The organism is Geobacillus subterraneus, assembly GCF_001618685.1.
Lineage (GTDB): Bacteria > Bacillota > Bacilli > Bacillales > Anoxybacillaceae > Geobacillus > Geobacillus subterraneus.
Genome location: NZ_CP014342.1, coordinates 3,072,544 through 3,097,626, shown reverse-complemented (window position 1 = coordinate 3,097,626; position 25,083 = coordinate 3,072,544). Strand labels below are relative to the sequence as shown.

General features: G+C 51.7%; 36 protein-coding genes and 1 rRNA gene. 35 read left to right on the top strand and 2 right to left on the bottom strand.

Features of this window, described 5'->3' with window-relative positions:
• The first annotated feature begins 2 nt into the window (after positions 1-2).
• The 33 genes from rpsC to GS3922_RS14910 all read left to right on the top strand — a co-directional run bounded on the left by rpsC (position 3) and on the right by GS3922_RS14910 (position 20,196).
• Positions 3-659, top strand: coding sequence for a 30S ribosomal protein S3 (gene rpsC / locus GS3922_RS15070; RefSeq protein ID WP_063166989.1), 657 nt, complete (start codon positions 3-5; stop codon positions 657-659).
• Between the two features lie 2 nt (positions 660-661).
• On the top strand, positions 662-1,087 hold the full coding sequence (gene rplP / locus GS3922_RS15065; protein WP_011229627.1) for a 50S ribosomal protein L16: 426 nt from the start codon (positions 662-664) through the stop codon (positions 1,085-1,087).
• The gene (rpmC, locus tag GS3922_RS15060; RefSeq protein WP_063166988.1) at positions 1,087-1,287 is read left to right on the top strand and encodes a 50S ribosomal protein L29; all 201 of its coding nucleotides are present in this window, start codon (positions 1,087-1,089) and stop codon (positions 1,285-1,287) included. Before rplP ends, rpmC begins: the two co-directional genes overlap by 1 nt.
• Positions 1,288-1,309: 22 nt before the next feature.
• Complete coding sequence (gene rpsQ / locus GS3922_RS15055) at positions 1,310-1,573, top strand: 30S ribosomal protein S17 (RefSeq protein ID WP_063166987.1); 264 nt, start codon at positions 1,310-1,312, stop codon at positions 1,571-1,573.
• Between the two features lie 49 nt (positions 1,574-1,622).
• On the top strand, positions 1,623-1,991 hold the full coding sequence (rplN, locus tag GS3922_RS15050) for a 50S ribosomal protein L14 (RefSeq protein WP_011229630.1): 369 nt from the start codon (positions 1,623-1,625) through the stop codon (positions 1,989-1,991).
• A gap of 36 nt (positions 1,992-2,027) precedes the next feature.
• Positions 2,028-2,339, top strand: a complete 312-nt coding sequence (gene rplX, locus GS3922_RS15045; RefSeq protein WP_063166986.1) for a 50S ribosomal protein L24 — start codon at positions 2,028-2,030, stop codon at positions 2,337-2,339.
• 27 nt (positions 2,340-2,366) lie between these two features.
• A complete protein-coding gene (gene rplE, locus GS3922_RS15040) occupies positions 2,367-2,906 on the top strand; it encodes a 50S ribosomal protein L5 (protein ID WP_063166985.1) in 540 nt (179 codons plus the stop codon).
• Between the two features lie 29 nt (positions 2,907-2,935).
• Positions 2,936-3,121 carry a type Z 30S ribosomal protein S14 gene (locus tag GS3922_RS15035; RefSeq protein WP_003247599.1) on the top strand — a complete coding sequence of 62 codons (186 nt, stop codon included), beginning with the start codon at positions 2,936-2,938 and terminating at the stop codon, positions 3,119-3,121.
• A 33-nt stretch (positions 3,122-3,154) separates the two neighbouring features.
• Entirely contained in the window at positions 3,155-3,553 is a 399-nt protein-coding gene (gene rpsH / locus GS3922_RS15030; protein WP_008881931.1) for a 30S ribosomal protein S8, read from the top strand.
• A gap of 32 nt (positions 3,554-3,585) precedes the next feature.
• Positions 3,586-4,122: a 50S ribosomal protein L6 gene (rplF, locus tag GS3922_RS15025; protein ID WP_063166984.1), complete on the top strand. Its 537-nt coding sequence runs from the start codon at positions 3,586-3,588 to the stop codon at positions 4,120-4,122.
• Positions 4,123-4,155: 33 nt separating this feature from the next.
• Positions 4,156-4,518 carry a 50S ribosomal protein L18 gene (rplR, locus tag GS3922_RS15020; protein WP_063166983.1) on the top strand — a complete coding sequence of 121 codons (363 nt, stop codon included), beginning with the start codon at positions 4,156-4,158 and terminating at the stop codon, positions 4,516-4,518.
• 112 nt (positions 4,519-4,630) lie between these two features.
• Entirely contained in the window at positions 4,631-5,911 is a 1,281-nt protein-coding gene (locus tag GS3922_RS15015) for an IS110 family RNA-guided transposase (protein WP_012749092.1), read from the top strand.
• Between the two features lie 396 nt (positions 5,912-6,307).
• Positions 6,308-6,808 (top strand): 30S ribosomal protein S5, encoded by a 501-nt coding sequence (gene rpsE / locus GS3922_RS15010; RefSeq protein ID WP_063166982.1) that lies wholly within the window; start codon positions 6,308-6,310, stop codon positions 6,806-6,808.
• A gap of 13 nt (positions 6,809-6,821) precedes the next feature.
• Positions 6,822-7,010 carry a 50S ribosomal protein L30 gene (rpmD, locus tag GS3922_RS15005; protein WP_063166981.1) on the top strand — a complete coding sequence of 63 codons (189 nt, stop codon included), beginning with the start codon at positions 6,822-6,824 and terminating at the stop codon, positions 7,008-7,010.
• Between the two features lie 26 nt (positions 7,011-7,036).
• Positions 7,037-7,477 carry a 50S ribosomal protein L15 gene (gene rplO / locus GS3922_RS15000; RefSeq protein ID WP_063166980.1) on the top strand — a complete coding sequence of 147 codons (441 nt, stop codon included), beginning with the start codon at positions 7,037-7,039 and terminating at the stop codon, positions 7,475-7,477.
• Positions 7,477-8,769 carry a preprotein translocase subunit SecY gene (secY, locus tag GS3922_RS14995; RefSeq protein ID WP_063166979.1) on the top strand — a complete coding sequence of 431 codons (1,293 nt, stop codon included), beginning with the start codon at positions 7,477-7,479 and terminating at the stop codon, positions 8,767-8,769. The genes rplO and secY overlap by 1 nt, the downstream gene beginning before the upstream one ends.
• 43 nt (positions 8,770-8,812) lie before the next feature.
• A complete protein-coding gene (locus GS3922_RS14990; protein ID WP_063166978.1) occupies positions 8,813-9,466 on the top strand; it encodes an adenylate kinase in 654 nt (217 codons plus the stop codon).
• Positions 9,463-10,209, top strand: a complete 747-nt coding sequence (gene map / locus GS3922_RS14985) for a type I methionyl aminopeptidase (RefSeq protein ID WP_063166977.1) — start codon at positions 9,463-9,465, stop codon at positions 10,207-10,209. Before GS3922_RS14990 ends, map begins: the two co-directional genes overlap by 4 nt.
• Positions 10,210-10,325: 116 nt before the next feature.
• Entirely contained in the window at positions 10,326-10,544 is a 219-nt protein-coding gene (infA, locus tag GS3922_RS14980) for a translation initiation factor IF-1 (protein ID WP_008881922.1), read from the top strand.
• A 34-nt stretch (positions 10,545-10,578) separates the two neighbouring features.
• The gene (rpmJ, locus tag GS3922_RS14975; protein WP_003247619.1) at positions 10,579-10,692 is read left to right on the top strand and encodes a 50S ribosomal protein L36; all 114 of its coding nucleotides are present in this window, start codon (positions 10,579-10,581) and stop codon (positions 10,690-10,692) included.
• 20 nt (positions 10,693-10,712) lie between these two features.
• Complete coding sequence (gene rpsM, locus GS3922_RS14970) at positions 10,713-11,078, top strand: 30S ribosomal protein S13 (protein ID WP_008881920.1); 366 nt, start codon at positions 10,713-10,715, stop codon at positions 11,076-11,078.
• A gap of 25 nt (positions 11,079-11,103) precedes the next feature.
• Positions 11,104-11,493, top strand: coding sequence for a 30S ribosomal protein S11 (rpsK, locus tag GS3922_RS14965; RefSeq protein ID WP_008881919.1), 390 nt, complete (start codon positions 11,104-11,106; stop codon positions 11,491-11,493).
• Positions 11,494-11,664: 171 nt separating this feature from the next.
• A complete protein-coding gene (locus GS3922_RS14960; protein ID WP_008881918.1) occupies positions 11,665-12,609 on the top strand; it encodes a DNA-directed RNA polymerase subunit alpha in 945 nt (314 codons plus the stop codon).
• Between the two features lie 114 nt (positions 12,610-12,723).
• Positions 12,724-13,086 (top strand): 50S ribosomal protein L17, encoded by a 363-nt coding sequence (gene rplQ, locus GS3922_RS14955; RefSeq protein WP_033008689.1) that lies wholly within the window; start codon positions 12,724-12,726, stop codon positions 13,084-13,086.
• A 118-nt stretch (positions 13,087-13,204) separates the two neighbouring features.
• A complete protein-coding gene (locus GS3922_RS14950; protein ID WP_063166976.1) occupies positions 13,205-14,044 on the top strand; it encodes an energy-coupling factor ABC transporter ATP-binding protein in 840 nt (279 codons plus the stop codon).
• Positions 14,020-14,892 (top strand): energy-coupling factor ABC transporter ATP-binding protein, encoded by an 873-nt coding sequence (locus GS3922_RS14945; protein ID WP_063166975.1) that lies wholly within the window; start codon positions 14,020-14,022, stop codon positions 14,890-14,892. The genes GS3922_RS14950 and GS3922_RS14945 overlap by 25 nt, the downstream gene beginning before the upstream one ends.
• Entirely contained in the window at positions 14,885-15,682 is a 798-nt protein-coding gene (locus tag GS3922_RS14940; protein WP_063166974.1) for an energy-coupling factor transporter transmembrane component T family protein, read from the top strand. Before GS3922_RS14945 ends, GS3922_RS14940 begins: the two co-directional genes overlap by 8 nt.
• 12 nt (positions 15,683-15,694) lie before the next feature.
• Positions 15,695-16,459, top strand: coding sequence for a tRNA pseudouridine(38-40) synthase TruA (gene truA, locus GS3922_RS14935; RefSeq protein ID WP_063166973.1), 765 nt, complete (start codon positions 15,695-15,697; stop codon positions 16,457-16,459).
• A 339-nt stretch (positions 16,460-16,798) separates the two neighbouring features.
• On the top strand, positions 16,799-17,236 hold the full coding sequence (gene rplM / locus GS3922_RS14930; RefSeq protein ID WP_008881912.1) for a 50S ribosomal protein L13: 438 nt from the start codon (positions 16,799-16,801) through the stop codon (positions 17,234-17,236).
• A gap of 22 nt (positions 17,237-17,258) precedes the next feature.
• A complete protein-coding gene (gene rpsI, locus GS3922_RS14925; RefSeq protein ID WP_020958388.1) occupies positions 17,259-17,651 on the top strand; it encodes a 30S ribosomal protein S9 in 393 nt (130 codons plus the stop codon).
• A 122-nt stretch (positions 17,652-17,773) separates the two neighbouring features.
• Positions 17,774-18,214: a YbaK family protein gene (locus GS3922_RS14920; protein WP_063166972.1), complete on the top strand. Its 441-nt coding sequence runs from the start codon at positions 17,774-17,776 to the stop codon at positions 18,212-18,214.
• 66 nt (positions 18,215-18,280) lie between these two features.
• Positions 18,281-18,997, top strand: coding sequence for an N-acetylmuramoyl-L-alanine amidase CwlD (cwlD, locus tag GS3922_RS14915; RefSeq protein ID WP_063166971.1), 717 nt, complete (start codon positions 18,281-18,283; stop codon positions 18,995-18,997).
• Positions 18,998-19,179: 182 nt separating this feature from the next.
• The gene (locus tag GS3922_RS14910; protein WP_063166970.1) at positions 19,180-20,196 is read left to right on the top strand and encodes an Mrp/NBP35 family ATP-binding protein; all 1,017 of its coding nucleotides are present in this window, start codon (positions 19,180-19,182) and stop codon (positions 20,194-20,196) included.
• A 96-nt stretch (positions 20,197-20,292) separates the two neighbouring features.
• Here GS3922_RS14910 and gerD read toward each other — a convergent pair whose 3' ends face one another.
• Complete coding sequence (gene gerD, locus GS3922_RS14905) at positions 20,293-20,928, bottom strand: spore germination lipoprotein GerD (RefSeq protein ID WP_063166969.1); 636 nt, start codon at positions 20,926-20,928, stop codon at positions 20,293-20,295.
• 154 nt (positions 20,929-21,082) lie between these two features.
• On the opposite strand from gerD, the gene GS3922_RS14900 reads away from it, so the two are divergent.
• Entirely contained in the window at positions 21,083-21,682 is a 600-nt protein-coding gene (locus GS3922_RS14900) for a KinB-signaling pathway activation protein (protein WP_063167430.1), read from the top strand.
• Positions 21,683-21,905: 223 nt separating this feature from the next.
• Here the strand turns inward: GS3922_RS14900 and pdaB are convergent, their stop codons facing one another.
• A complete protein-coding gene (gene pdaB, locus GS3922_RS14895; protein WP_063166968.1) occupies positions 21,906-22,670 on the bottom strand; it encodes a polysaccharide deacetylase family sporulation protein PdaB in 765 nt (254 codons plus the stop codon).
• A 650-nt stretch (positions 22,671-23,320) separates the two neighbouring features.
• Here pdaB and GS3922_RS14890 point away from each other — a divergent pair.
• Positions 23,321-24,878: ribosomal RNA gene (locus GS3922_RS14890) — 16S ribosomal RNA — on the top strand.
• Positions 24,879-25,083: the final 205 nt, after the last annotated feature.

The window sequence follows — 25,083 nt, the reverse complement described above, 5'->3', positions numbered from 1 at the left end:
CCGTGGGTCAAAAGGTCAACCCGATCGGTCTGCGCATCGGCATCATTCGTGACTGGGAATCGAGATGGTATGCGGAAAAAGACTATGGAGATCTGTTGCACGAGGACTTAAAAGTCCGCGAATACATTAACAAACGCCTGCAAGACGCGGCCGTCTCCCGCGTGGAGATTGAACGTGCAGCGAACCGCGTCAACGTAACGATCCATACAGCCAAACCGGGCATGGTCATCGGGAAAGGCGGTTCAGAAGTTGAAGCGCTCCGCAAAGCACTCGCGCAATTGACGGGCAAACGTGTCCATATTAACATCGTCGAAATTAAAAAGCCGGATCTGGACGCGAAACTCGTTGCTGAAAATATCGCTCGCCAGTTGGAAAACCGCGTTTCGTTCCGCCGTGCGCAAAAACAAGCCATTCAACGGGCGATGCGCGCTGGGGCGAAAGGGATTAAAACGATGGTTTCCGGCCGTTTAGGCGGTGCCGATATCGCTCGTTCGGAACATTACAGCGAAGGGACGGTTCCACTCCATACGCTGCGCGCTGACATCGACTATGCGACGGCAGAAGCGGATACCACGTACGGAAAAATCGGCGTCAAAGTATGGATTTATCGTGGGGAAGTCCTTCCGACAAAGAAAAAGGCTGAGGAAGGAGGAAAATAATCATGTTAATGCCAAAACGCGTCAAATATCGCCGCGAACATCGCGGACGGATGAAAGGCCGCGCGAAAGGCGGTACGGAAGTTCATTTCGGTGAATTCGGCTTGCAAGCATTGGAATCGGCTTGGATTACAAACCGACAAATCGAAGCAGCCCGCCGGGCGATGACTCGTTACATGAGACGGGGCGGGAAAGTATGGATTCGCATTTTCCCATCCAAACCGTATACAGCTAAGCCGCTTGAAGTGCGGATGGGTTCCGGTAAAGGGGCGCCGGAAGGATGGGTTGCTGTTGTCAAACCGGGCAAAGTCATGTTTGAAGTGGGCGGTGTTTCCGAGGAAGTGGCACGTGAAGCATTGCGTTTGGCTTCTCACAAGCTTCCGATCAAATGCAAATTTGTAAAACGTGAAGAAACTGGTGGTGAAGCGTAATGAAAGCGAAAGAAATCCGTGATTTGACCACTGCCGAAATCGAGCAAAAAATTCAATCGTTGAAGGAAGAATTATTCAACCTTCGCTTCCAGCTGGCGACAGGCCAACTGGAAAACACGGCGCGCATCCGCCAAGTGCGCAAAGACATCGCCCGTATGAAAACGATCATTCGCGAACGCGAGCTCGCTGCCAATAAATAATGTTTGAGAGGAGGTTTGCGGAATGAGCGAACGCAATCAACGCAAAGTGTACGTCGGACGGGTCGTATCGGACAAAATGGACAAAACGATTACCGTTTTAGTTGAAACGTACAAAAAACATCCGTTATACGGCAAACGCGTGAAATACTCGAAAAAATATAAAGCACACGATGAACACAACGTTGCGAAAGTCGGCGACATCGTAAAAATTATGGAAACTCGCCCGCTGTCGGCAACGAAACGCTTCCGCTTAGTCGAAGTCGTCGAAAAGGCAGTTGTTCTGTAATCGTTCTTCACTTAGTTCGGGGAGATAATTCCGAAAGGAGGTTTCGTCGATGATTCAACAAGAATCTCGCTTAAAAGTAGCTGATAACTCTGGCGCACGCGAAGTGCTTGTCATTAAAGTGCTCGGAGGTTCGGGCCGCCGCTACGCGAACATCGGTGATGTCGTTGTAGCTACGGTTAAAGATGCGACGCCAGGTGGCGTTGTTAAAAAAGGTCAAGTCGTTAAAGCGGTTGTCGTCCGCACGAAGCGTGGGGTACGCCGTCCAGATGGTTCGTACATCCGTTTTGACGAAAACGCCTGCGTCATTATCCGTGATGACAAAAGCCCGCGCGGCACGCGTATTTTTGGGCCGGTTGCCCGCGAATTGCGCGATAAAGACTTCATGAAAATCATTTCTTTAGCTCCGGAAGTTATTTAATGGAACGGAATCACGTTTCAAGGAGGTGCGAATGCGATGCATGTAAAAAAAGGTGATAAAGTGCAAGTAATCTCCGGCAAAGACAAAGGCAAACAAGGCGTCATCCTAGCGGCATTTCCGAAGAAAAACCGCGTCATCGTTGAAGGTGTCAACATCGTGAAAAAGCACGCGAAACCGTCGCAAGCAAATCCGCAAGGCGGCATTATTGAAAAAGAAGCGCCGATCCACGTTTCCAAAGTGATGCCGTTAGATCCGAAAACAGGCGCACCGACGCGCATCGGCTACAAAATTGTCGACGGCAAAAAAGTGCGCTATGCGAAAAAATCCGGAGAGATTTTAGATAAATAACCGTGATGCAAGAAAGGAGGTACCTTTATGAACCGCCTGAAAGAGAAATATCTAAAAGAAGTCGTGCCTGCTCTCATGAGCAAGTTCAACTATAAATCGATCATGCAAGTTCCGAAAATCGAAAAGATCGTCATTAACATGGGTGTCGGCGATGCGGTGCAAAACCCGAAAGCATTAGACAGCGCCGTAGAAGAGTTGACATTGATCGCTGGCCAACGCCCGGTTGTGACGCGCGCGAAAAAATCGATCGCCGGCTTCCGCCTCCGTCAAGGAATGCCGATCGGCGCGAAAGTCACCTTGCGCGGCGAACGGATGTATGAATTTCTCGATAAATTGATCTCGGTCTCGCTTCCGCGCGTGCGCGACTTCCGCGGCGTATCGAAAAAGGCGTTTGACGGGCGCGGCAACTATACGCTTGGCATTAAAGAACAGCTCATTTTCCCAGAGATCGACTACGATAAAGTCAACAAAGTGCGTGGCATGGATATCGTGATCGTCACGACGGCCAACACGGATGAAGAAGCGCGTGAACTGTTAACGTTGCTCGGCATGCCATTCCAAAAATAATGATCCCATAACGCAAGGGAGGCGAAATCGTGGCTAAAAAATCGATGATCGCGAAACAAAAACGGACGCCGAAGTTTAAAGTAAGAGCGTACACCCGCTGCGAGCGCTGCGGCCGCCCGCATTCGGTTTACCGCAAATTTAAACTTTGCCGTATTTGTTTCCGTGAACTCGCATATAAAGGTCAACTTCCAGGCATTAAAAAAGCCAGCTGGTAATCAACCCATTGATTGGGAAGGAGGTAAAACAAAATGGTGATGACAGATCCAATTGCTGATATGCTGACTCGCATCCGCAATGCGAACATGGTGCGTCACGAAAAACTCGAAGTCCCGGCTTCGAAAATCAAGCGGGAAATCGCCGAGATTTTAAAGCGCGAAGGGTTTATTCGTGATGTGGAATATATCGAAGACAACAAACAAGGGATTCTCCGCATTTTCTTGAAATACGGTCCGAACAACGAACGCGTCATTACCGGGCTGAAACGCATCAGCAAACCGGGGCTGCGCGTGTACGTCAAAGCCCACGAAGTGCCGCGCGTCTTAAACGGCTTAGGGATCGCCATTCTTTCGACGTCGCAAGGCATTTTAACGGATAAAGAAGCTCGTCAAAAAGGCACGGGCGGCGAAGTAATCGCCTACGTTTGGTAATTTATTCGCTCAAGAATGGAGGTGTGTTTGACATGTCACGTGTCGGCAAAAAACCAATTGAAATTCCTGCCGGTGTCACCGTTACTGTGAACGGCAATACCGTTACGGTCAAAGGGCCGAAAGGGAAATTAACCCGCACGTTCCACCCGGATATTACGATCAACGTTGAAGACAATGTGATCACCGTTACGCGCCCAAGCGATGAAAAACATCACCGCGCGCTCCATGGCACGACGCGCAGCTTGCTCGCTAACATGGTCGAAGGCGTTTCGAAAGGCTATGAAAAAGCACTTGAGCTTGTCGGTGTCGGATACCGTGCATCGAAACAAGGGAAAAAACTTGTATTAAGCGTCGGTTACTCCCACCCGGTCGAAATTGAACCGGAAGAGGGGCTTGAAATTGAAGTGCCTGCAGCGACGAAAATCATCGTCAAAGGGGCAGACAAGCAGCGCGTCGGTGAACTGGCAGCCAACATTCGCGCCGTGCGTCCGCCGGAGCCGTATAAAGGCAAAGGCATTCGCTACGAAGGCGAACTTGTGCGCTTAAAAGAAGGCAAAACTGGTAAATAACGCGGCATAGCGAAGCGAAAGGAGTGACATTCGATGATCACGAAAGTTGACCGAAACGCGGTCCGTAAAAAAAGACACGCGCGCATCCGCAAAAAAATCGTCGGCACGACTGAACGTCCGCGGTTGAGCGTGTTCCGTTCGAACAAACATATTTACGCCCAAATTATCGACGATACGAAATCGGCAACGATTGTCAGCGCCTCAACATTGGATAAAGAGTTCGGTTTAGATTCGACAAACAACATTGATGCGGCGAAAAAAGTCGGCGAGCTTGTCGCCAAACGGGCGTTAGAAAAAGGCATTAAACAAGTCGTGTTCGACCGCGGCGGGTATTTGTATCATGGACGGGTTAAAGCATTAGCGGATGCCGCCCGCGAAGCCGGCTTGGAATTCTAATTAAAGGAGCATTCCCGTTAGGAGCTTTTCCGGGGACTTGATCAAAAAAAGCCCTCTTGGTATGATACAGGGGTGTCAACCACATCACTCACCATACCAAGGAGGACTTCAGATGAATTGTACACAAAACTATAAAATTGATCAAGTAACCGAACAAACGCTTGTCGTGGGTATTGATATCGCGAAACGAACCCACTACGCCTGCTTCGTGGATGACCGGGGGCGCGTGCTTCGCAAATCGTTCCCGATCTTCCAGTCGAAAGAGGGGTTTCAACAGCTGTATAAAGCGATTCAGGGGGCGATGCAAGCGTTCGGGAAGTCAGAGGTGATCGTCGCCGTGGAGCCGACCGGGCACTACTGGTTGAACCTGGCCTACTTCCTCGAGGAGCACGGGATCCCGTTGGTCATGGTCAACCCGGCGCATGTGTGCCGGTCGAAAGAACTTGATGACAACCTGCCGACGAAACACGACGCCAAAGACGCCCTGGTCATTGCCAGACTGGCAAAAGACGGACGATTCCTCGTTCCCCGGCTGCTGCACGAGATTGAAGCCGATTTGCGCGTGGGGAGCACGCTCAAAGAGAAGCTCCGCAAGGAACAGACGGCGGTGAAAAACGCGATCGTCCGCTGGACGGATCGGTATTTTCCAGAGTTTTGGACCGTGTTTCGTGACTTGGGGAAAACGGCGCTTTCGGTGTTGGAGTGGACGCCGCTTCCGGCTGATATGGCCGGCCGGACGGTGGAGGAGCTTCTTGAGGTGTACCGGCAAAGCGAAGGGATGAAATGCCCGCAGAAGGCCAAAATTCAGGCGTTGATCAACACCGCGAAGGACTCGATTGGGGTGACGGAAGGGACAGCGATGGCCCGGTTTGAGATCGCCGCGCTCGTCCGCCGATACCGCCAATTGGAGGCGGAGATCGCTGCACTGGACGCCGAGTTGAAGGCATTGGTTCAAACGACGATGGAGTACCAATGGTTGAAAACGGTCGACGGGTTGGGAGACGCCACGATCATCGATCTGCTGGCGGAGATCGGCAGCTTCGCCCATTATCGGGACCCGCGCCAATTGGTGAAGTTGGCGGGCCTGACGCTCAAGGAGAACTCCTCCGGCCAGCGCAAAGGGCAAAAGCACATCTCCAAACGGGGACGGAAACGGTTGCGCTCGGTGCTGTTTCGGGCGATGATTCCGCTGATTCGGCATAACGAGGCGTTTCGCGAGCTGCATGAGTATTATACGACCCGATCCGTCAATCCGCTGACCGGAAAGCAGTCCATCGTCGCCTTGTGCCGGAAGCTGTTGAATGTGCTGTTTGCGATTTGTACGAAGAAACAAGCGTTTGACGCGGAGCGAATGAAACAGGACGTCTTGTCCCAGGTGCAACGGGCGGCCTAAGGCCTCCCCCCTGCGAACGGAAGAATCGTTGGACAACGAGATGACACCGGAGAAGCTGGCGTGATTTCATCCATTCGACCTTGAGTCCCTAAAGGAGCTTGGCCGGCCTCCGCCTGATGACGAGACCGAACGAGGGAATGTTGGCGCGAAGACGCCCGGAGACATGGGAGGGTTCGTCCTCATCAGCGACGCGGAGATCCAAAGGGTGCATCGAATATGCTTCCCCCCGCGGCAGGAAAATATAACCAGCCGTGGCCGCGAAGCGCACCCTAGGTCTGTAAGATATCCACAAAACTGAAAAAGGATGTAAGGGATTTTGTCGAAAAATATTTTTTGGACACCCCTGAGAGGCCGAAAAGCCTTGATAGATCAACATTTCTAGAGGGAGGGACAACGATGCGTCGTATCGATCCAAACAAACTTGAATTGGAAGAGCGTGTAGTCGCGGTAAACCGTGTAGCAAAAGTCGTGAAAGGCGGACGTCGCCTGCGCTTTTCGGCTTTAGTCGTCGTCGGCGATAAGAACGGCCATGTCGGATTTGGCACAGGGAAAGCGCAAGAAGTTCCGGAAGCGATCCGCAAGGCGATTGAAGATGCGAAGAAAAACTTAATGGAAGTGCCGATCGTTGGCACGACGATTCCGCATGAAGTCATCGGCCATTTTGGTGCTGGGGAAATCATTTTAAAACCGGCTTCCGAAGGTACCGGGGTTATCGCCGGTGGTCCGGCTCGCGCGGTATTGGAGCTGGCAGGCATCAGCGACATTTTGTCGAAATCGATCGGTTCGAACACGCCAATCAACATGGTGCGCGCAACGTTCGACGGATTAAAGCAATTAAAACGCGCCGAAGACGTAGCAAAATTGCGCGGCAAAACAGTCGAGGAACTGTTAGGATAAGGAGGGAACGATCATGGCAAAAAAATTGGCGATTACCCTCACGCGCAGCGTGATTGGCCGTCCGGAAGACCAACGCATTACCGTGAAAACACTCGGCTTGCGGAAAATGCATCAAACGGTCGTTCATAATGACAACCCTGCCATCCGTGGGATGATTAATAAAGTCGCTCACCTTGTGAAAGTAAAAGAAATCGAAGAATAAATGGGATCATAAGGAGGTGCTTCGCCATGAAACTTCATGAATTGCAACCAGCGCCGGGTTCCCGGAAGAAAGCTGTCCGTGTCGGCCGCGGGATCGGTTCGGGCAACGGCAAAACGTCTGGCCGCGGTCATAAAGGTCAAAAAGCCCGCTCCGGCGGAGGGGTTCGCCTTGGTTTTGAAGGGGGCCAAACGCCTTTGTTCCGCCGCCTGCCGAAACGCGGGTTCACGAACATCAACCGAAAAGAATACGCGGTAGTCAACTTAGATAAACTGAACATTTTTGAAGACGGCACGGAAGTTACACCGGAATTGCTGCTTGAAACAGGTGTGATCAGCAAGCTGAAGTCGGGCGTGAAAATTTTAGGCAAAGGCCAAATCGAGAAAAAGTTAACGGTCAAAGCGCATAAGTTCTCGGCATCGGCGAAAGAGGCCATTGAGGCGGCTGGCGGTAAAACTGAGGTGATTTAATGTTTCGGACAATCTCCAACTTTATGCGCGTCAGTGATATTCGAAACAAAATCATTTTCACTCTTCTTATGCTCATCGTGTTCCGCATCGGAACATTCATCCCTGTTCCGAGCGTGAACACCGATGTATTAAAACTGCAAGATGAACTAAATGCGTTCGGCGTCCTGAACATTTTTGGCGGCGGGGCGCTGCAAAACTTTTCGATTTTTGCCATGGGGGTTATGCCCTACATTACGGCATCCATTATCGTCCAGCTGCTGCAAATGGACGTCGTTCCGAAATTCACGGAATGGTCGAAGCAAGGCGAGATGGGCCGGCGTAAATTAGCTCAGTTTACCCGCTATTTTACGATTGTGCTTGGATTTATCCAGGCGCTCGGCATGTCCTACGGCTTCAACAATTTGGCCGGCGGGATGCTCATTCAAAATCCGGGCATTGGCACGTATTTGTTGATCGCGGTTGTCTTGACCGCTGGCACAGCCTTTTTAATGTGGCTTGGCGAACAGATCACCGCCAAAGGTGTCGGGAACGGGATTTCGATCATTATTTTTGCGGGGATCGTTTCCGGCATTCCGACGATCTTGAACCAGATTTACGCCCAACAATTTGAAAATGTCGGAGAAGACTTGTTTTTGCGCATCGTCCGGCTGCTGCTCGTAGCGCTAGCAGTGGTCGCTGTGATTGTTGGCGTTATTTACATTCAGCAGGCGTTCCGGAAAATACCGATTCAATATGCCAAACGGCTTGAAGGCCGAAACCCGGTCGGCGGTCATTCAACCCACTTGCCGCTCAAAGTGAATCCAGCCGGGGTCATTCCGGTCATTTTCGCCGTATCGTTTTTAATTGCACCACCGACGATTGCATCGTTTTTTGGCACGAATGACGTAACATTGTGGATTCGCCGAACGTTTGACTATACTCATCCGATTGGCATGACGATCTATGTCGTGCTTATTATCGCGTTCACGTACTTTTACGCGTTTGTTCAAGTCAACCCGGAACAGATGGCCGATAACTTGAAGAAGCAAGGCGGCTATATCCCAGGCATCCGCCCTGGAAAAAATACGCAAGAGTATGTCACGAAAATTTTATACCGATTGACGCTGGTCGGTTCGCTCTTTTTAGCGGCCATTGCCGTGCTGCCCGTGTTCTTTGTGAACTTTGCGAACTTGCCGCCTTCCGCACAAATCGGCGGTACGAGCTTGCTCATCGTTGTCGGCGTGGCTCTTGAGACGATGAAACAGCTTGAGAGTCAGCTGGTAAAACGCCATTACCGAGGATTCATCAAATAAAGAAGGCAAGAGTGGCCAGTTCTTGCCGGTAGGGGGAGTTAGGATGAATTTAGTGCTGATGGGGCTGCCAGGTGCCGGCAAAGGCACGCAAGCCGAGAAGATTGTAGAAACGTATGGAATTCCGCACATTTCAACCGGGGATATGTTTCGGGCGGCGATCAAAGAAGGGACACCGTTAGGGCTGCAGGCGAAACAATATATAGATCGCGGCGACCTTGTTCCTGATGAGGTGACGATCGGCATCGTCCGTGAACGGTTGAGCAAAGACGATTGCCAAAACGGCTTTTTGCTTGACGGGTTTCCGCGCACGGTCGCCCAAGCGGAGGCGCTGGAAACGATGCTGGCTGAAATCGGCCGCACGCTTGACTATGTCATCCATATCGATGTTCGCCAAGACGTGTTAATGGAGCGCCTCACAGGCAGACGAATTTGCCGCAACTGCGGAGCGACGTACCATCTTGTCTTTCACCCGCCGGCTCAGCCTGGCGTATGCGACAAGTGCGGAGGCGAGCTGTACCAGCGCGCTGACGATAATGAAGCGACGGTGGCCAATCGGCTTGAAGTCAATACGAAACAAATGAAGCCATTGCTCGATTTCTACGAGCAAAAAGGCTATTTGCGCCACATTAACGGCGAACAAGAAATGGAAAAAGTATTTGCCGACATTCGCGAATTGCTCGGGGGACTCGCTCGATGATCATTTATAAGACCGCGCATGAAATTGCCCTGATGCGCGAGGCGGGAAAAATCGTTTCCCTTACCTTAGAAGAGCTGAGAAAGCATATTCGCCCCGGGGTAACGACAAAGGAACTGGACGCCATTGCGGAGGAAGTGATTCGTTCCCATGGCGCCATTCCGTCGTTTAAAGGATATCAAGGGTTTCCGGGGAGCATTTGCGCCTCGGTGAATGAGGAACTCGTGCACGGAATTCCCGGCGATCGCATGTTGCGTGAGGGCGACATTATTACGGTTGATGTGGGGGCTCAGTATGAAGGTTATCATGCTGACTCAGCCTGGACGTATCCAGTTGGAGAGATCGACGCCGAGACAAAGCAGCTGCTTGACGTGACGGAACAATCGTTGTATGTCGGGCTCGCCGAGGCGAAGCCAGGCGCCCGTTTGACGAACATTTCCCATGCGATTCAAACGTATGTCGAAGCGCGCCATTTTTCCGTCGTCCGCGAGTATGTCGGGCACGGAATTGGTCAACACTTACATGAAGACCCGCAAATCCCTCATTACGGTCCACCGAACAAAGGACCGATTTTGCGGCCGGGGATGACCTTATGCATCGAACCGATGGTCAATGCGGGCAGCCGTTACGTGAAAACATTGGCTGACGATTGGACTGTCGTCACGGTGGACGGAAAACGGTGTGCCCATTTCGAACATACGATTGTTATTACGGAGCATGGCTATGAAATTTTAACCGTTTCTTAAAAGCTCCGAGTGCCGTGGCAACCGCTATGAGGAGCTGATGTAGATATCGCCCGCCTGATGTCCGTTCGGTTTTGCGTAACACAATGTTACTCATTCGAAGGAGGGAGAGCCGCTCGATGGCGAAAGACGATGTAATTGAAGTGGAAGGCACCGTCATTGAAACATTGCCAAATGCGATGTTTCGTGTAGAATTAGAAAATGGGCACACGGTGTTGGCCCATGTGTCCGGCAAAATCCGCATGCACTTCATCCGCATTTTGCCTGGCGATAAAGTGACGGTCGAGTTGTCGCCTTATGATTTAACGCGTGGACGGATTACGTATCGATATAAATAAAGAATGCACTCCGTTTAATAGGGAGGTAAACAACATGAAAGTGAGACCATCTGTCAAACCGATTTGCGAAAAATGCAAAGTCATTCGCAGACGCGGCAAAGTAATGGTCATTTGTGAAAATCCGAAACATAAACAACGTCAAGGGTAATTTCCAAGGAGGTGTACAATATGGCACGTATTGCAGGTGTCGACATTCCGCGCGATAAACGAGTAGTCATTTCGTTAACATACATTTATGGGATCGGCAAACCGACTGCGCAAAAAATCTTAAAAGAGGCAGGCGTATCGGAGGATACACGCGTTCGCGATTTGACGGAAGAGGAGCTTGGCCGCATTCGTGAAATCGTTGGCCGCTTGAAAGTGGAAGGCGATCTGCGCCGTGAAGTATCGTTAAACATTAAGCGGTTAATGGAAATCGGCTGCTATCGCGGCCTGCGTCATCGCCGCGGATTGCCGGTTCGCGGTCAAAACACGAAAAACAATGCCCGCACGCGCAAAGGCCCGCGCCGTACGGTAGCGAACAAGAAGAAATAATCAAGCAAAGGAGGTCATTTGACGAATGGCACGCAGAACAAACACTCGCAAACGCCGCGTAAGAAAAAACATTGATACGGGCATTGCCCATATTCGTTCGACTTTCAACAACACGATCGTAACGATTACGGACGTTCATGGCAACGCCATTGCTTGGTCGAGCGCTGGCGCATTAGGATTCAAAGGTTCGCGTAAATCGACGCCGTTTGCGGCGCAAATGGCCGCAGAGGCAGCGGCGAAAGCGTCGATGGAGCATGGCATGAAAACGGTCGAAGTGAACGTGAAAGGTCCGGGGGCTGGCCGCGAGGCAGCGATCCGTGCGTTGCAGGCAGCCGGATTGGAAATTACGGCGATCAAAGACGTCACTCCAATCCCGCACAATGGATGCCGTCCGCCAAAACGTCGCCGCGTGTAACGCCCCTGTATAGAATTTGAACCATTGTCAATAATGGGATATGATAAAGACCATGGCAGGGGAGCCGGCTTCGTCCGCCGGCAAGCGTAGATCTAGATTCATGGGGGAATGTTATTAGGCGTGTACCGTTTGGTCGGGGTCTCGACGTTTTGAAGGAGGGTATAATAATCGATGATTGAAATTGAAAAGCCGAAAATTGAAACGGTCGAACTGAGCGAAGATGCCAAATACGGCAAATTCGTAGTCGAACCGCTTGAGCGTGGATATGGTACAACCTTAGGGAACTCCTTACGTCGTATCCTATTGTCTTCACTCCCTGGTGCGGCTGTGACATCGGTGCAAATCGACGGTGTACTGCACGAGTTTTCAACGATTGAGGGCGTCGTCGAAGATGTGACAGCCATCATTTTGAATGTTAAAAAGTTAGCGTTGAAAATTTACTCAGACGAAGAGAAAACGTTGGAAATCGATGTGCAGGGGGAAGGAGTTGTCACGGCTGCCGATATTACTCACGACAGCGATGTAGAAATTTTAAACCCGGACCTTCATATTGCTACGCTGGCGGAAGGCGGTCGCCTGCGCATGCGCATGACCGCCAGACGGGGGCGTGGGTATGTCCCGGCTGAGGCGAACAAGCGCGAAGACCAGCCAATCGGCGTGATTCCGATCGACTCCATTTATACGCCGGTCTCCCGAGTTTCCTATCAAGTCGAGAACACGCGGGTCGGTCAGGTGACAGACTATGACAAATTGACGATTGACGTGTGGACCGACGGAAGCATCGGGCCGAAAGAGGCCATTTCCCTTGGGGCGAAAATTTTAACCGAGCACTTGAACATTTTTGTCGGCCTGACGGATGAAGCACAAAATGCCGAGATCATGGTAGAGAAAGAGGACGACCAAAAAGAAAAAGTGCTCGAAATGACGATCGAGGAACTCGATCTTTCTGTCCGTTCCTACAACTGCTTGAAACGTGCCGGCATCAACACCGTTCAGGAGCTGACGCAAAAAACGGAAGAAGATATGATGAAAGTGCGCAATCTCGGCCGCAAATCGCTTGAAGAAGTGAAGGCGAAGCTGGCCGAGCTGGGGCTTAGCTTGCGTAAAGACGATTAAGCACCAGCTTCCGCCGGCGGGGCGGAAACGCGCGTTACCATAGATTTCGCGTTGGGCGTCAACCGATCATGACGGCAATGAGGAACATATTATTTTACAAGGGAGGGACATTCGATGTCGTACAGAAAATTAGGACGCACGACTTCTCAACGAAAAGCATTGCTTCGCGATTTAGCAACGGACTTAATTATCAACGAACGCATCGAAACGACTGAGGCACGGGCAAAAGAATTGCGCTCGGTCATTGAAAAAATGATCACGCTCGGCAAACGCGGCGATTTGCATGCCCGCCGCCAAGCAGCGGCGTTTATTCGCAAGGAAGTCGCCAACAGCGAAACCGGTCAAGATGCGCTGCAAAAGCTGTTCAGCGACATTGCGCCGCGCTACCAAGATCGCCAAGGCGGCTATACGCGCATTATGAAACTTGGTCCTCGCCGTGGTGACGGGGCGCCGATGGTCATTATCGAACTCGTGTAACGGTTTCATTTCAACAAGGGCGAGACAGTTTCTTTTGAACTGGATCTATGCCCTTTTTTTGTTTACCATCATTTAGCAAAGTATAGTCGAGAATGTGACGAGGCAAGGAGAAACCATTATGGCCGAACCGATCCTTTCGATCGAAGGAGTGTATTTCCGTTATCTGAATCAATCGGAGTATGCGGTGCAAAACGTGAGCTTCCAAGCCGAGCGCGGAGAGTGGCTGGCGATTGTCGGCCATAACGGATCCGGCAAATCGACCATCGCCCGGCTGTTGATCGGTCTGCTTCGGCCGGAGCGGGGCGCCATTCGCTTGTTCGGTCGCCCCCTTGATGAGACGACCGTTTGGGATGTACGCCGCCGTGTCGGCATGGTGTTCCAAAATCCAGATAACCAATTTGTTGGGACGACCGTCGAAGACGATATCGCCTTTGCCCTCGAGAACAACGGCATCCCGCGCGATGAAATGGTCGAGCGCATCCATGAAGCTGTCCACCAAGTGCATATGGAGTCGTTTCTTGAGCACGAGCCGCACCGGCTTTCTGGCGGGCAAAAGCAGCGTGTCGCCATCGCCGGCATTTTGGCGCTCCGCCCTGATATGATCATTTTGGATGAAGCGACATCGATGCTTGACCCGCGCGGGCGGGAAGAGGTGCTCGAGACGGTTCGCCGCTTGAACCGGCAACAGCGCATTACAGTATTGTCGATCACGCATGATTTGGAGGAAGCGGCGAAAGCCGACCGCATCATCGTGATGAACAAAGGAGAGGTCATGGCTGAAGGGACGCCGGAGCAAATCTTTCGGCTTGGGGGCAAGCTCGAGCGCATCGGCCTTGATTTGCCGTTTGCCGTGAAAATGGGCAGCCGCTTGCGGGAGCGAGGCATTCCGCTTCGCTTAGGACACTTGACGACGGAGGAGTTGGTCGAAGAGCTATGGACATTGTATTCGAAAAAGTAGAGCATGTATACAATGCCCGTTCGCCGCTCGCCCGCCGGGCGCTGTATGATGTGAATGTAGCCATTGCGGGCGGGATGTATGTCGCGATTGTTGGCCATACCGGCTCGGGGAAATCGACGCTCCTTCAGCACTTCAATGGCCTGCTGCAGCCGACAAGCGGCACGGTGAAGATCGGCCAAGAGACGATTACCGGCACCCGGCGGCCAAAGCAGCTCAAACCGTTGCGCAAAAAAGTCGGGATTGTGTTTCAGTTCCCAGAACATCAACTGTTCGAAGAAACGGTTGAGAAAGATATTTGCTTTGGTCCGCTCAACTTCGGCGTGCCCGAGGACGAAGCGAAACGAAAGGCAAAGGAACTGATCAAGCTTGTCGGGCTTAGCGAGGACGTGCTGGCTAAATCGCCGTTTGACTTAAGCGGCGGACAAATGCGGCGCGTCGCTATTGCCGGCGTGCTGGCGCTTGAACCGGAAGTGATCGTGCTTGATGAGCCGACCGCTGGGCTTGATCCTCGTGGCCGCAAAGAAATCATGGAGATGTTTTATCGTCTCCACCGTGAAAAACAGCTCACGACCGTGCTTGTCACCCACAGTATGGAAGATGCCGCCCAATACGCGGATGAAATCGTCGTGATGCACGAAGGAACCGTATGGGGCCAAGGAACACCGGAAGAGATTTTTCGTGACGCCGAGCGGCTTGCCGCCATCGGCTTAAGCGTACCGGAAACGGTCAAGTTGAAGCAGGAGCTAGAAAAGCGGTTTGGCGTCACCATTCCGTCGCCATGCTTAACGATCGAACAGACGGCTGACGCCATCCGCCAATTGTTTTCTAAGGTGAGCGTCCATGACTAATCATTTGATTATCGGGCAATATGTGCCCGGCCATTCGCTGGTTCACCGTTTAGATCCACGCGCGAAGCTGCTGATCGTGTTTGCCTACGTCCTCATCGTTTTTTTGGCGAACAATGTGGCAACCTATGCGGCGCTGTCGTTGTTTACGTTCGCTTTTGTGGCGCTGTCGCGCATCCCGTTTTCGTTCATTATGCGCGGCTTAAAGCCGATTTTATGGGTCGTTTTGTTTACGATGTTATTGCATGTATTCATGACGAAAGAAGGGGACGTTGTTTACCGGATCGGCGCTCTTTCCATTTATGAAGGCGGCATTCGGCAAGGGATCTTTATTTCGTTGCGGTTTTTGCTGCTTGTGCTCATGACGACGATGCTGACGCTGACGACGACGCCGATTGAAGTGACCGATGGCGTGGAAAGCCTGCTCGGGCCGCTCAAAAAAATGCGCGTGCCCGTCCATGAGCTCGCCTTAATGATGGCGATTTCGCTTCGCTTTATTCCGACGCTCATGGAAGAGACGGAAAAAATTATGAAGGCGCAGGCAGCGCGCGGCGTCGACTTTTCCGGCGGCCGTTTTTCCGAACGGGTGAAAGCGATCGTCTCGCTGCTTGTGCCGCTGTTTATCAGCTCGTTTAAACGGGCCGACGAGCTGGCGACAGCCATGGAGGCGCGCGGCTACCGCGGCGGGGAAGGGCGGACGAAATTTCGCCAGCTCGTCTGGAAGCCGTTGGACACTGCTTTTTTAGCCGCCACTACGCTATTGGCTGTATTGCTTTTTCTATTACGCTCATAGCGGAGGACTGTCATGACAAGACGGATGAAATGTGTGATAGCATATGATGGCACGGATTTTTCCGGCTATCAAGTTCAGCCGGGAAAACGGACGGTGCAAGGCGAGCTCGAGGGAGTGCTCAAGCGGATGCATAAAGGGAGTGACGTGCGGGTCGCAGCTTCGGGGAGGACGGACGCCGGCGTCCACGCCTACGGGCAAGTCATTCATTTCGATACGCCGCTCGCTCTTTCCCCTGAGCAGTGGAAAAAGGCGTTAAACGCTCAGCTTCCGGACGATATCGCCGTCCGCTCGGTGGACGAGGCAGACAGCACATTTCATGCCCGTTTTTCCGCCAAAGCGAAAGAGTATCGCTATAACGTATGGACCGCGGCCGAGCGCGACGTATTTCGCCGCTATTACTGCGCATGGCACCCGTACCCGCTCCACATAGACGCCATGAATGAGGCGCTTGGCTTGCTGAAGGGGACACACGATTTTACGAGCTTTTGTTCGGCCAAAACAGCGATGGAGGATCGTGTGCGCACCATTTACCACGCCGAAATTGAAGCGGACGGCCCAATGCTTCAATTTCGTTTTATCGGCACCGGCTTTTTATACAATATGGTGCGCATCATCGTCGGCACGGTGCTTGAGGTCGGCCAAGGGAAACGCCCCCCTGCCGACATCAAGTCGCTGCTTGCAGCGAAAGACCGACGGCTCGCCGGCCCAACCGCACCGGCCGAAGGGCTGTACTTATGGCATGTGTACTATGACCGTGAAAGTTTCGACCATAAATAGAGGAGCTGCCGTTTGTCGCATCAATTAGCCAAAAACTCCTCAAGCATCGCGGGTGCGATTGCCCCCTCCCGCTCTGCATGGGGAGGAGGCCAAACGTTTGCCTGAAATGGATGGAAGACAGATCTGGTGCGCAATGCCCCTAAAAGTGAAACGGGAAACGCCCGCTTCTGCAAGTGGAGGCATGACAACGAATCCTCGTGTAACATTTTCTTGACATTGGCGCGCCGGCAAGCTATCATATCATATGGCATGTATTTTCCACGATTAGCCCCGGACAGCAATCGTGTTGAAATAAACAATCCACTTACTTGTTCATTTTTCTTTTAGGAGGGAACTACATTGCGTACGACTTACATGGCGAAACCGAATGAAGTAGAGCGTAAATGGTACGTTGTCGACGCAGCTGGCAAAACGTTAGGCCGTTTAGCTAGCGAAGTAGCGGCGCTGTTGCGCGGCAAGCATAAACCGACGTTCACTCCGCACGTCGACTGCGGGGATCACGTGATCGTCATCAATGCGGACAAAGTCGAACTGACAGGGAAAAAATTAACGAAAAAACTGTACTATCGCCACAGCTTACATCCAGGCGGTTTGAAAGTAAGAACAGCGCTCGAGATGCGCACGAACTATCCGGAACAAATGATTGAACGGGCGGTGCGCGGCATGCTTCCAAAAGGCAGCCTTGGCCGTCAAATGTTCAAAAAACTGCACGTTTACCGCGGAAGCGAGCATCCGCATCAAGCGCAAAAACCGGAAGTATACGAACTTCGCGGATAATTGACAAGGGAGGGTATTTATTTTGGCACAAGTACAATATTACGGTACAGGTCGTCGCAAAAGCTCAGTTGCCCGCGTCCGCCTCGTCCCGGGCGATGGACGCATCATCGTCAATAAACAAGACATTCGTGAATACATTCCGTCGGAAGCGCTCATCGAAATGGTAAAACAGCCGCTCGTTTTGACGGAGACGCTCGGCAGCTATGACGTTTTAGTGAACGTCCAAGGCGGCGGATTTGCTGGCCAAGCTGGCGCCATTCGCCACGGCATCGCCCGCGCGCTGCTTGAAGTGGATCCGGAATTCCGTGCGGTATTGAAGCGCGCTGGCTTGCTGACGCGCGATGCCCGCGTCAAAGAACGGAAAAAATACGGGCTCAAAGGCGCCCGCCGCGCTCCGCAGTTCTCGAAACGTTAATCATATCCTTCTGCTCCAGCCCAGCCAATTTGGCTGGGCTTTTTGCTTATTTCTGCCTTTCGTCCGCGCGTATGAATGCGCCTGATCGTTAAACACTACATCGTAAAGGAGCGTGAAAAACGATGGCAGTCATCACTTCATTGGCGGAGAAAAGGCAGGAAAAGCAGCTTCGCTATGAGCGAAAAATGTTGCGGGAATTATCGCTCGAGAAATTGCGGGCCAAAGTGCTTGAACATTTTGTCCCTTTCTACCATATGTATCGAATTTTCCCGTCTGTTGTCGAGGAAGGCTGCATTGACTTGGCCATTGAAGCGTACTTGCTCGGCGCCCATTACAGCCGGTTCGGCTATTACGGGGAACCGGCCGACAGCGTGCGCCAGCGCTGCGCCCAAGAGGAAAAATATTTGGTCGACACGCTGTTTGACTTTCTTTGCTTTTGGGGAAATATCGACGATGACATCCGAAGCGAATCGCTTTACTATGCATGTGAGCAATATATCGGCAGCTGGTGGACAGAAGGATTTGAACGGGGAAAAAAACGGCGCCGGCTAAAACTTCATTAAATGAGTTCTATTCCCGCGCCTTGTCCCATATAAGATAGAGAAGGGAAACGCGCGGGAGGAGAAACGATGAAAAAGAAGTGGAAGTGGCTGGTCGCTTTTGCTGCCGTCACCATCACCGGTTTTTTGCTATTTCCATCTTTATTTTCTGATCTTACATCGACAAAACCTTGGAATCTCCCGTTATCGGGGAGAATTATCGTATTAGACCCCGGACACGGCGGACCGGACGGCGGCGCTGTCGGCGGCGAGGTGCTAGAAAAAGAAATCGCGCTCAACGTGGCGAAAAAATTGCGCGATTACTTGCAGCAGCAAGGGGCGCTCGTCCTTATGACGCGGGAGACGGACCGCGACTTGGCCAGTCCGTCAACGCGCGGCTACAGCCGGCGGAAAACGGAGGACTTGCATGAACGAACAGCATTCATTAACAAGTCGAATGCCGATCTATTTATCAGCATTCATTTAAACGCCATCCCATCCCCACGCTGGCGGGGAGCGCAGACATTTTATTATGGCTCGTTCATCGAAAACGAGCGGCTGGCGAAATTTATTCAGGCTGAGTTGCGGCGGAACTTGGAAAACACTCACCGGGTGGCGAAAATGATTGACACGGTCTATTTGCTGAAACATGCGAAAAAACCTGGCGCGCTTGTGGAGGTCGGATTTTTGTCGAACCCGGACGAGCGGGAACTGCTCGCCTCTGACCATTACCAGACGCAGCTCGCCGCCTCCATTTACAAAGGGGTATTGCGCTACTTTTCGAACGAACACACACCTCGCGAATAGCGGGGGGTTTTTTGTGAGTAGGACAGTGGCGGCTAAACATGCTCTTTGCCAAAGGGAACCAGAAATCCCCATTCCCACTATAAGTAAGTGGGAATGGAGGCTGAACATGGCGGTTTCCCAACAGTTTATGGTATAGTCAATTATAGAAACAGTCATTGATTTGAAAAGGGTTGGTGAATACGATGCTGACGGAAAACGAAGTGCGGGCCATTTTGGAAAAAATGAAAGATCCATTTTTAAACAAAACGTTTAAGGAAACGAACGCGATTCAAGAAATTAAAATCAAGGAAGAAAAGAACCATGTCAGCGTAAAAATCGCGCTCGCGAAAATCGGTACGCCTGACCAGCTCCGCGTGCAAACATCGATCGTTCAGCAGTTGAAAGACGCAGGCGCCGCTTCTGTCGGACTGCGGTTTGCCGAACTGCCGCGAGAAGTGATTGAGGAATATAGCGAGAATAAGCAAGGAACGACGTATATCGCCATCGCCAGCGGTAAGGGTGGGGTCGGGAAATCGACCGTCTCTGTCAATTTGGCGGTTGCGCTCGCCCGGCTTGGCAAAAAAGTCGGGTTGATCGACGCCGATATTTACGGATTTAGCGTACCCGACATGATGGGGATCACCGAGCGCCCGACAGTAAGGGGCGATAAGATTATCCCCGTGGAACGGTTTGGGGTAAAAGTCATTTCGATGGCCTTTTTCGTCGAGGACAACGCCCCCGTTATTTGGCGCGGACCGATGCTAGGGAAAATGCTCAACAACTTTTTTAAAGAAGTCGAGTGGGGCGATTTAGACTATCTATTGCTTGATCTGCCGCCGGGGACAGGCGATGTCGCCCTAGATGTACATACGCTCTTGCCGTCGTGCAAGGAAATTATCGTCACAACCCCGCATCCGACCGCCGCGTTTGTCGCTGCCCGCGCCGGAGCCATGGCGCTGCGCACCGAGCACGAGATTATCGGTGTCATCGAAAACATGTCGTATTACGAAAGCCGCAAAACAGGCGAACGGGAATACGTCTTTGGCAAAGGCGGCGGGGAAAAGTTGGCAAAAGAGCTGCAAACAGAGCTGTTAGGGCAGCTGCCGCTTCAGCAGCCGGATTGGAATGAAGACGACTTCGCCCCGTCCGTCTATGCGGAAGATCATCCAATCGGGAAAATTTATATGGATATCGCCCGTAAAATTGCTGCGAAATACTAATCAGCTGAAACAGCAAAGCGTCCGATGGCCTTGAGTCGCCTGCGCTCGTCCCTTTGAGCGTTGACAGCTTTTGGCACACGGACGCTTTTTGTTTGATTACCCGCCTCCACCTTGTTGGTTGCCGCCTCCCCCTTCTTCCCCTTCTCCTTCTCCCCCTTCTCCGCCTTCCTCTCCTTGTTTTCCTCCGCCCTGTTGGAGCGTTTCTGCCGCTTTGGTTAGCATATCTTGAATTTTTGCCTGATACAGCGGACTATTTAGCGTTTCTGTGATCACCTTTTGCAAATGCTGACGGAACTCTTTGCTTTTTAATACATCGATCATCGCTTTTTGCACTTCGGGATCTTTTAGGATGTCGATCATCATTTCTTGGTATTCGGGGTCTTTCATGAGTGCTTTCATCATTTTTTCGTGTTCTTTTTGCAACCCTTTAGCGAAGCTTTCCGCGAACTTCGGGTCTTTGAACGCATTTTCCCAAAATTTCTTTCCTTGATCAGACGTCAACACTTGCTGCAGTGTCTCTTTGACAGCCGTTTGATCCATAACGAGCTGCTGCTTCATTTGGTCTTCCGACATAATATCTTGAATCGCCTTTTTCCCCTCGTCCGTTTTTAAAATGTCGACGACCATTTTCTTCGTTTGCTCATAGTCCGGGGGAGGAGGGCTGATTTCTTGAGGAGCACAAGAGCTAAGAACGAGAAAACTGAGCAAGAGGAGCGGTATGCACTTGTTCATAAAAATGAGCTCCTTTCTGCAAAAATCCCTCACCTTTAATATGAATGTTGACGAAAAAAATATGCATTTGGACGAGCGGAAGCTGGCTTTTTCAAGAGGGCGCTGGTAAAATGTTAAGCGGATTATGATGAAATGATGGAGGATGAAGCAAACTGTGAACAGCCGCAAATGGGTGCGCTTATTTTTAACTACGCTGCTGATCGGGGGGATTGCTGCAGCAGCTGTCGGTATGGTTTTGAACTGGAAAGAGTTCGGCCATCTTCTTCTGCGTTTGGATATTGTTGAGTTTATGGCCGTGTTGCTATGGCATATTGGCGTTGGCTTTATTTTTAGCGTCATTAGCCAAGCGGGGTTTTTTGCCTATTTGACCGTTCACCGCTTTGGGCTTGGGATTTTCCGTTCGCTATGGAATGCGGTGCAGCTTGTTTTGATCATGTTTGTGCTGTTCGATTTAGTGTACTTTCGTTACATGGCGTTTGCAACAAACGGGGAGTCGATTATCCCCTATATACTGACTGCTTTGTTCGTTTTAGCGGTCGGATTGGCCGTTGCCTATGTCAAGAGTGTGCAAACGAATAAAGGAGCTTTCGTCCCAGCTTTATTCTTTATGGTCGTCGTGACAATCGTTGAATGGTTCCCGGTTTTGCGTATCAATGACCAAGATTGGCTATATTTGATGTTGATTCCACTGTTAGTATGCAATGCGTACCAGCTTCTTATACTGCATAAGTTGACAGGCGGCGCGAAACAATAAGTGGCAGTAAGGCGCCGCCTGTTCTTTTTACCCTCTTGAACCGAGAATCCTCACTTTCAAGCGAAGCCTTTCATGCGTAAATGATCCAAGGCACGATAGAACGTTGAATCATCGGATGCCTAGGGCTGAAACGACCCGAAGCCACGCTCAGGGAGACGAGAGATGGTTTTCGTCATGGGACTAGGAAGCCCTCGCTTCCAGCGTTAGCTAAGCGGTGAACAGTTCACTCAACCCCCTTGCTCTCAGCCTCACCGTTCGCTAACAATTCGGAAAGACTGGCGTTTTTATAGCCATTTTCTTTCATCGCCGCAATAATTTTCGGCAACGCTTTTGCAGTTTGTTTCGCCGAATCGGAGGCATGAAGAAGCACAATATCCCCGGGCTCTAAATCGTTCGTAACGTTTGCTACAATTTGCTCTGTTCCAGGGTTCAGCCAGTCTTTCGAGTCGATGCTCCAATGTACAACAGTATAGCCGAGAGATTCCGCAATTTTGAGTACGTTTTTATTAAAGTTCCCCCCTGGTGGGCGCAACAGTTCGACATTTTTAACTCCCAATGTATCAAACACTTTTTCCGCCATCATTAAATCCTGGCGGATTTTGGCGTTCTCAAGTTCTGTGTAGTTGACAAAATTATATCCCATGCTGCCAATTTCATGCCCTTCTTCTTTGATCCGTTTCACAACAGTCGGATGGCGTTCGGCCCAGGAAGCTGATAAAAAAAAGGTTGCGTTTTTAATCCCATGCTGCTTTAAGACGTCTAAAATTTTGTCGGCATTTTCATCTCCCCAGCTAATGTCAAACGTCAACGCCACTTCGTCACGGTCATTGTCTACTTTGTACACCGCTTTTGGTCCGGAAGAAAGCGAAAAAACCGGACGGTTCACCTCATAAGCGTATAGAACGACAGCGGTAAAAAAGGCGGAACAAATAATAATGAGAGCTTTTTTCAACGTCCGCCCATTCAGCGCATAAAACAAGGCGTCCATCCCCCTTTAAACAGTTGTCCTATGTACATCTTATGCAGTCAGCCATCATCGTTATGAAACATATTTGCCATGCTCTTTGCGGCAATGGAGGCAAGGAAGAAAACTGAGGATGGAGGTGGAACGCTATCCTATCATTTCCTTGCAATATCAGATGAAAAATGTATTGCATTTTTTATTTTAAAGTGTTATATTAATAACCGTCGCTAATCGGACTGGCTGTTCGACAGCGATGAGCAGTCAAAAAGATTGTAAACAGAAAAACAGTTGACACCGAAAACACTTTGTGTTAGTATAAAGAAGCTGCTTGCGAGAGACAAGTTGTTTAGACTGTTTCTTGTGAGAGTAAAGCAAAACTTGGAGTAAAGCAAAGCTTGCGTGTGCGAGTGAACTTAACAAAACCGAGCTCCTCGGCGCAAGATGGCACGATTGATCTCGCTCCTTGAAAACTGAACGAAACGAAGCGCAAACGAAAAGCTGAGGCCGCCCGTCTATCGGCGAAACGCGCTGGAGGGCCTGCGAGGAGGCTATCGCCGCCGCAGCAGGCCCGAAGCGTCGCGAGCTGATGGCGGCCGAAGCTAGACAATACGAAAAGCTGAGGCCGCTTGACACGTTTGGTGTCGGTGCCGAAGCTTACAAAGCCAATCAACTTTCTATTGGAGAGTTTGATCCTGGCTCAGGACGAACGCTGGCGGCGTGCCTAATACATGCAAGTCGAGCGGACCGAATGAGAGCTTGCTCTTATTTGGTCAGCGGCGGACGGGTGAGTAACACGTGGGCAACCTGCCCGCAAGACCGGGATAACTCCGGGAAACCGGAGCTAATACCGGATAACACCGAAGACCGCATGGTCTTCGGTTGAAAGGCGGCCTTTGGCTGTCACTTGCGGATGGGCCCGCGGCGCATTAGCTAGTTGGTGAGGTAACGGCTCACCAAGGCGACGATGCGTAGCCGGCCTGAGAGGGTGACCGGCCACACTGGGACTGAGACACGGCCCAGACTCCTACGGGAGGCAGCAGTAGGGAATCTTCCGCAATGGACGAAAGTCTGACGGAGCGACGCCGCGTGAGCGAAGAAGGCCTTCGGGTCGTAAAGCTCTGTTGTGAGGGACGAAGGAGCGCCGTTTGAACAAGGCGGCGCGGTGACGGTACCTCACGAGAAAGCCCCGGCTAACTACGTGCCAGCAGCCGCGGTAATACGTAGGGGGCGAGCGTTGTCCGGAATTATTGGGCGTAAAGCGCGCGCAGGCGGTTCCTTAAGTCTGATGTGAAAGCCCACGGCTCAACCGTGGAGGGTCATTGGAAACTGGGGGACTTGAGTGCAGGAGAGGAGAGCGGAATTCCACGTGTAGCGGTGAAATGCGTAGAGATGTGGAGGAACACCAGTGGCGAAGGCGGCTCTCTGGCCTGTAACTGACGCTGAGGCGCGAAAGCGTGGGGAGCAAACAGGATTAGATACCCTGGTAGTCCACGCCGTAAACGATGAGTGCTAAGTGTTAGAGGGGTCACACCCTTTAGTGCTGCAGTTAACGCGATAAGCACTCCGCCTGGGGAGTACGGCCGCAAGGCTGAAACTCAAAGGAATTGACGGGGGCCCGCACAAGCGGTGGAGCATGTGGTTTAATTCGAAGCAACGCGAAGAACCTTACCAGGTCTTGACATCCCCTGACAACCCAAGAGATTGGGCGTTCCCCCTTCGGGGGGACAGGGTGACAGGTGGTGCATGGTTGTCGTCAGCTCGTGTCGTGAGATGTTGGGTTAAGTCCCGCAACGAGCGCAACCCTTGCCTCTAGTTGCCAGCATTCAGTTGGGCACTCTAGAGGGACTGCCGGCGAAAAGTCGGAGGAAGGTGGGGATGACGTCAAATCATCATGCCCCTTATGACCTGGGCTACACACGTGCTACAATGGGCGGTACAAAGGGCTGCGAACCCGCGAGGGGGAGCGAATCCCAAAAAGCCGCTCTCAGTTCGGATTGCAGGCTGCAACTCGCCTGCATGAAGCCGGAATCGCTAGTAATCGCGGATCAGCATGCCGCGGTGAATACGTTCCCGGGCCTTGTACACACCGCCCGTCACACCACGAGAGCTTGCAACACCCGAAGTCGGTGAGGTAACCCTTACGGGAGCCAGCCGCCGAAGGTGGGGCAAGTGATTGGGGTGAAGTCGTAACAAGGTAGCCGTACCGGAAGGTGCGGCTGGATCACCTCCTTTCTAAGGGGAAAAGCGAAGGCCGCCCGCCTGTCGGCGAAACGCGCTGGAGGGCCTGCGAGGAGGCTGTTGCCGCCGCAGCAGGGCCGAAGCGTCGCGAGCCGATGGCGGCCGGAGCTAGACAGTACGAAAAGCGGAAGCGCCGCGATCGGCTCTCGAAGCCAAATGTTCTTCACCCGCAGGGGTGCTTGCACCCCGAGGGGGAAGG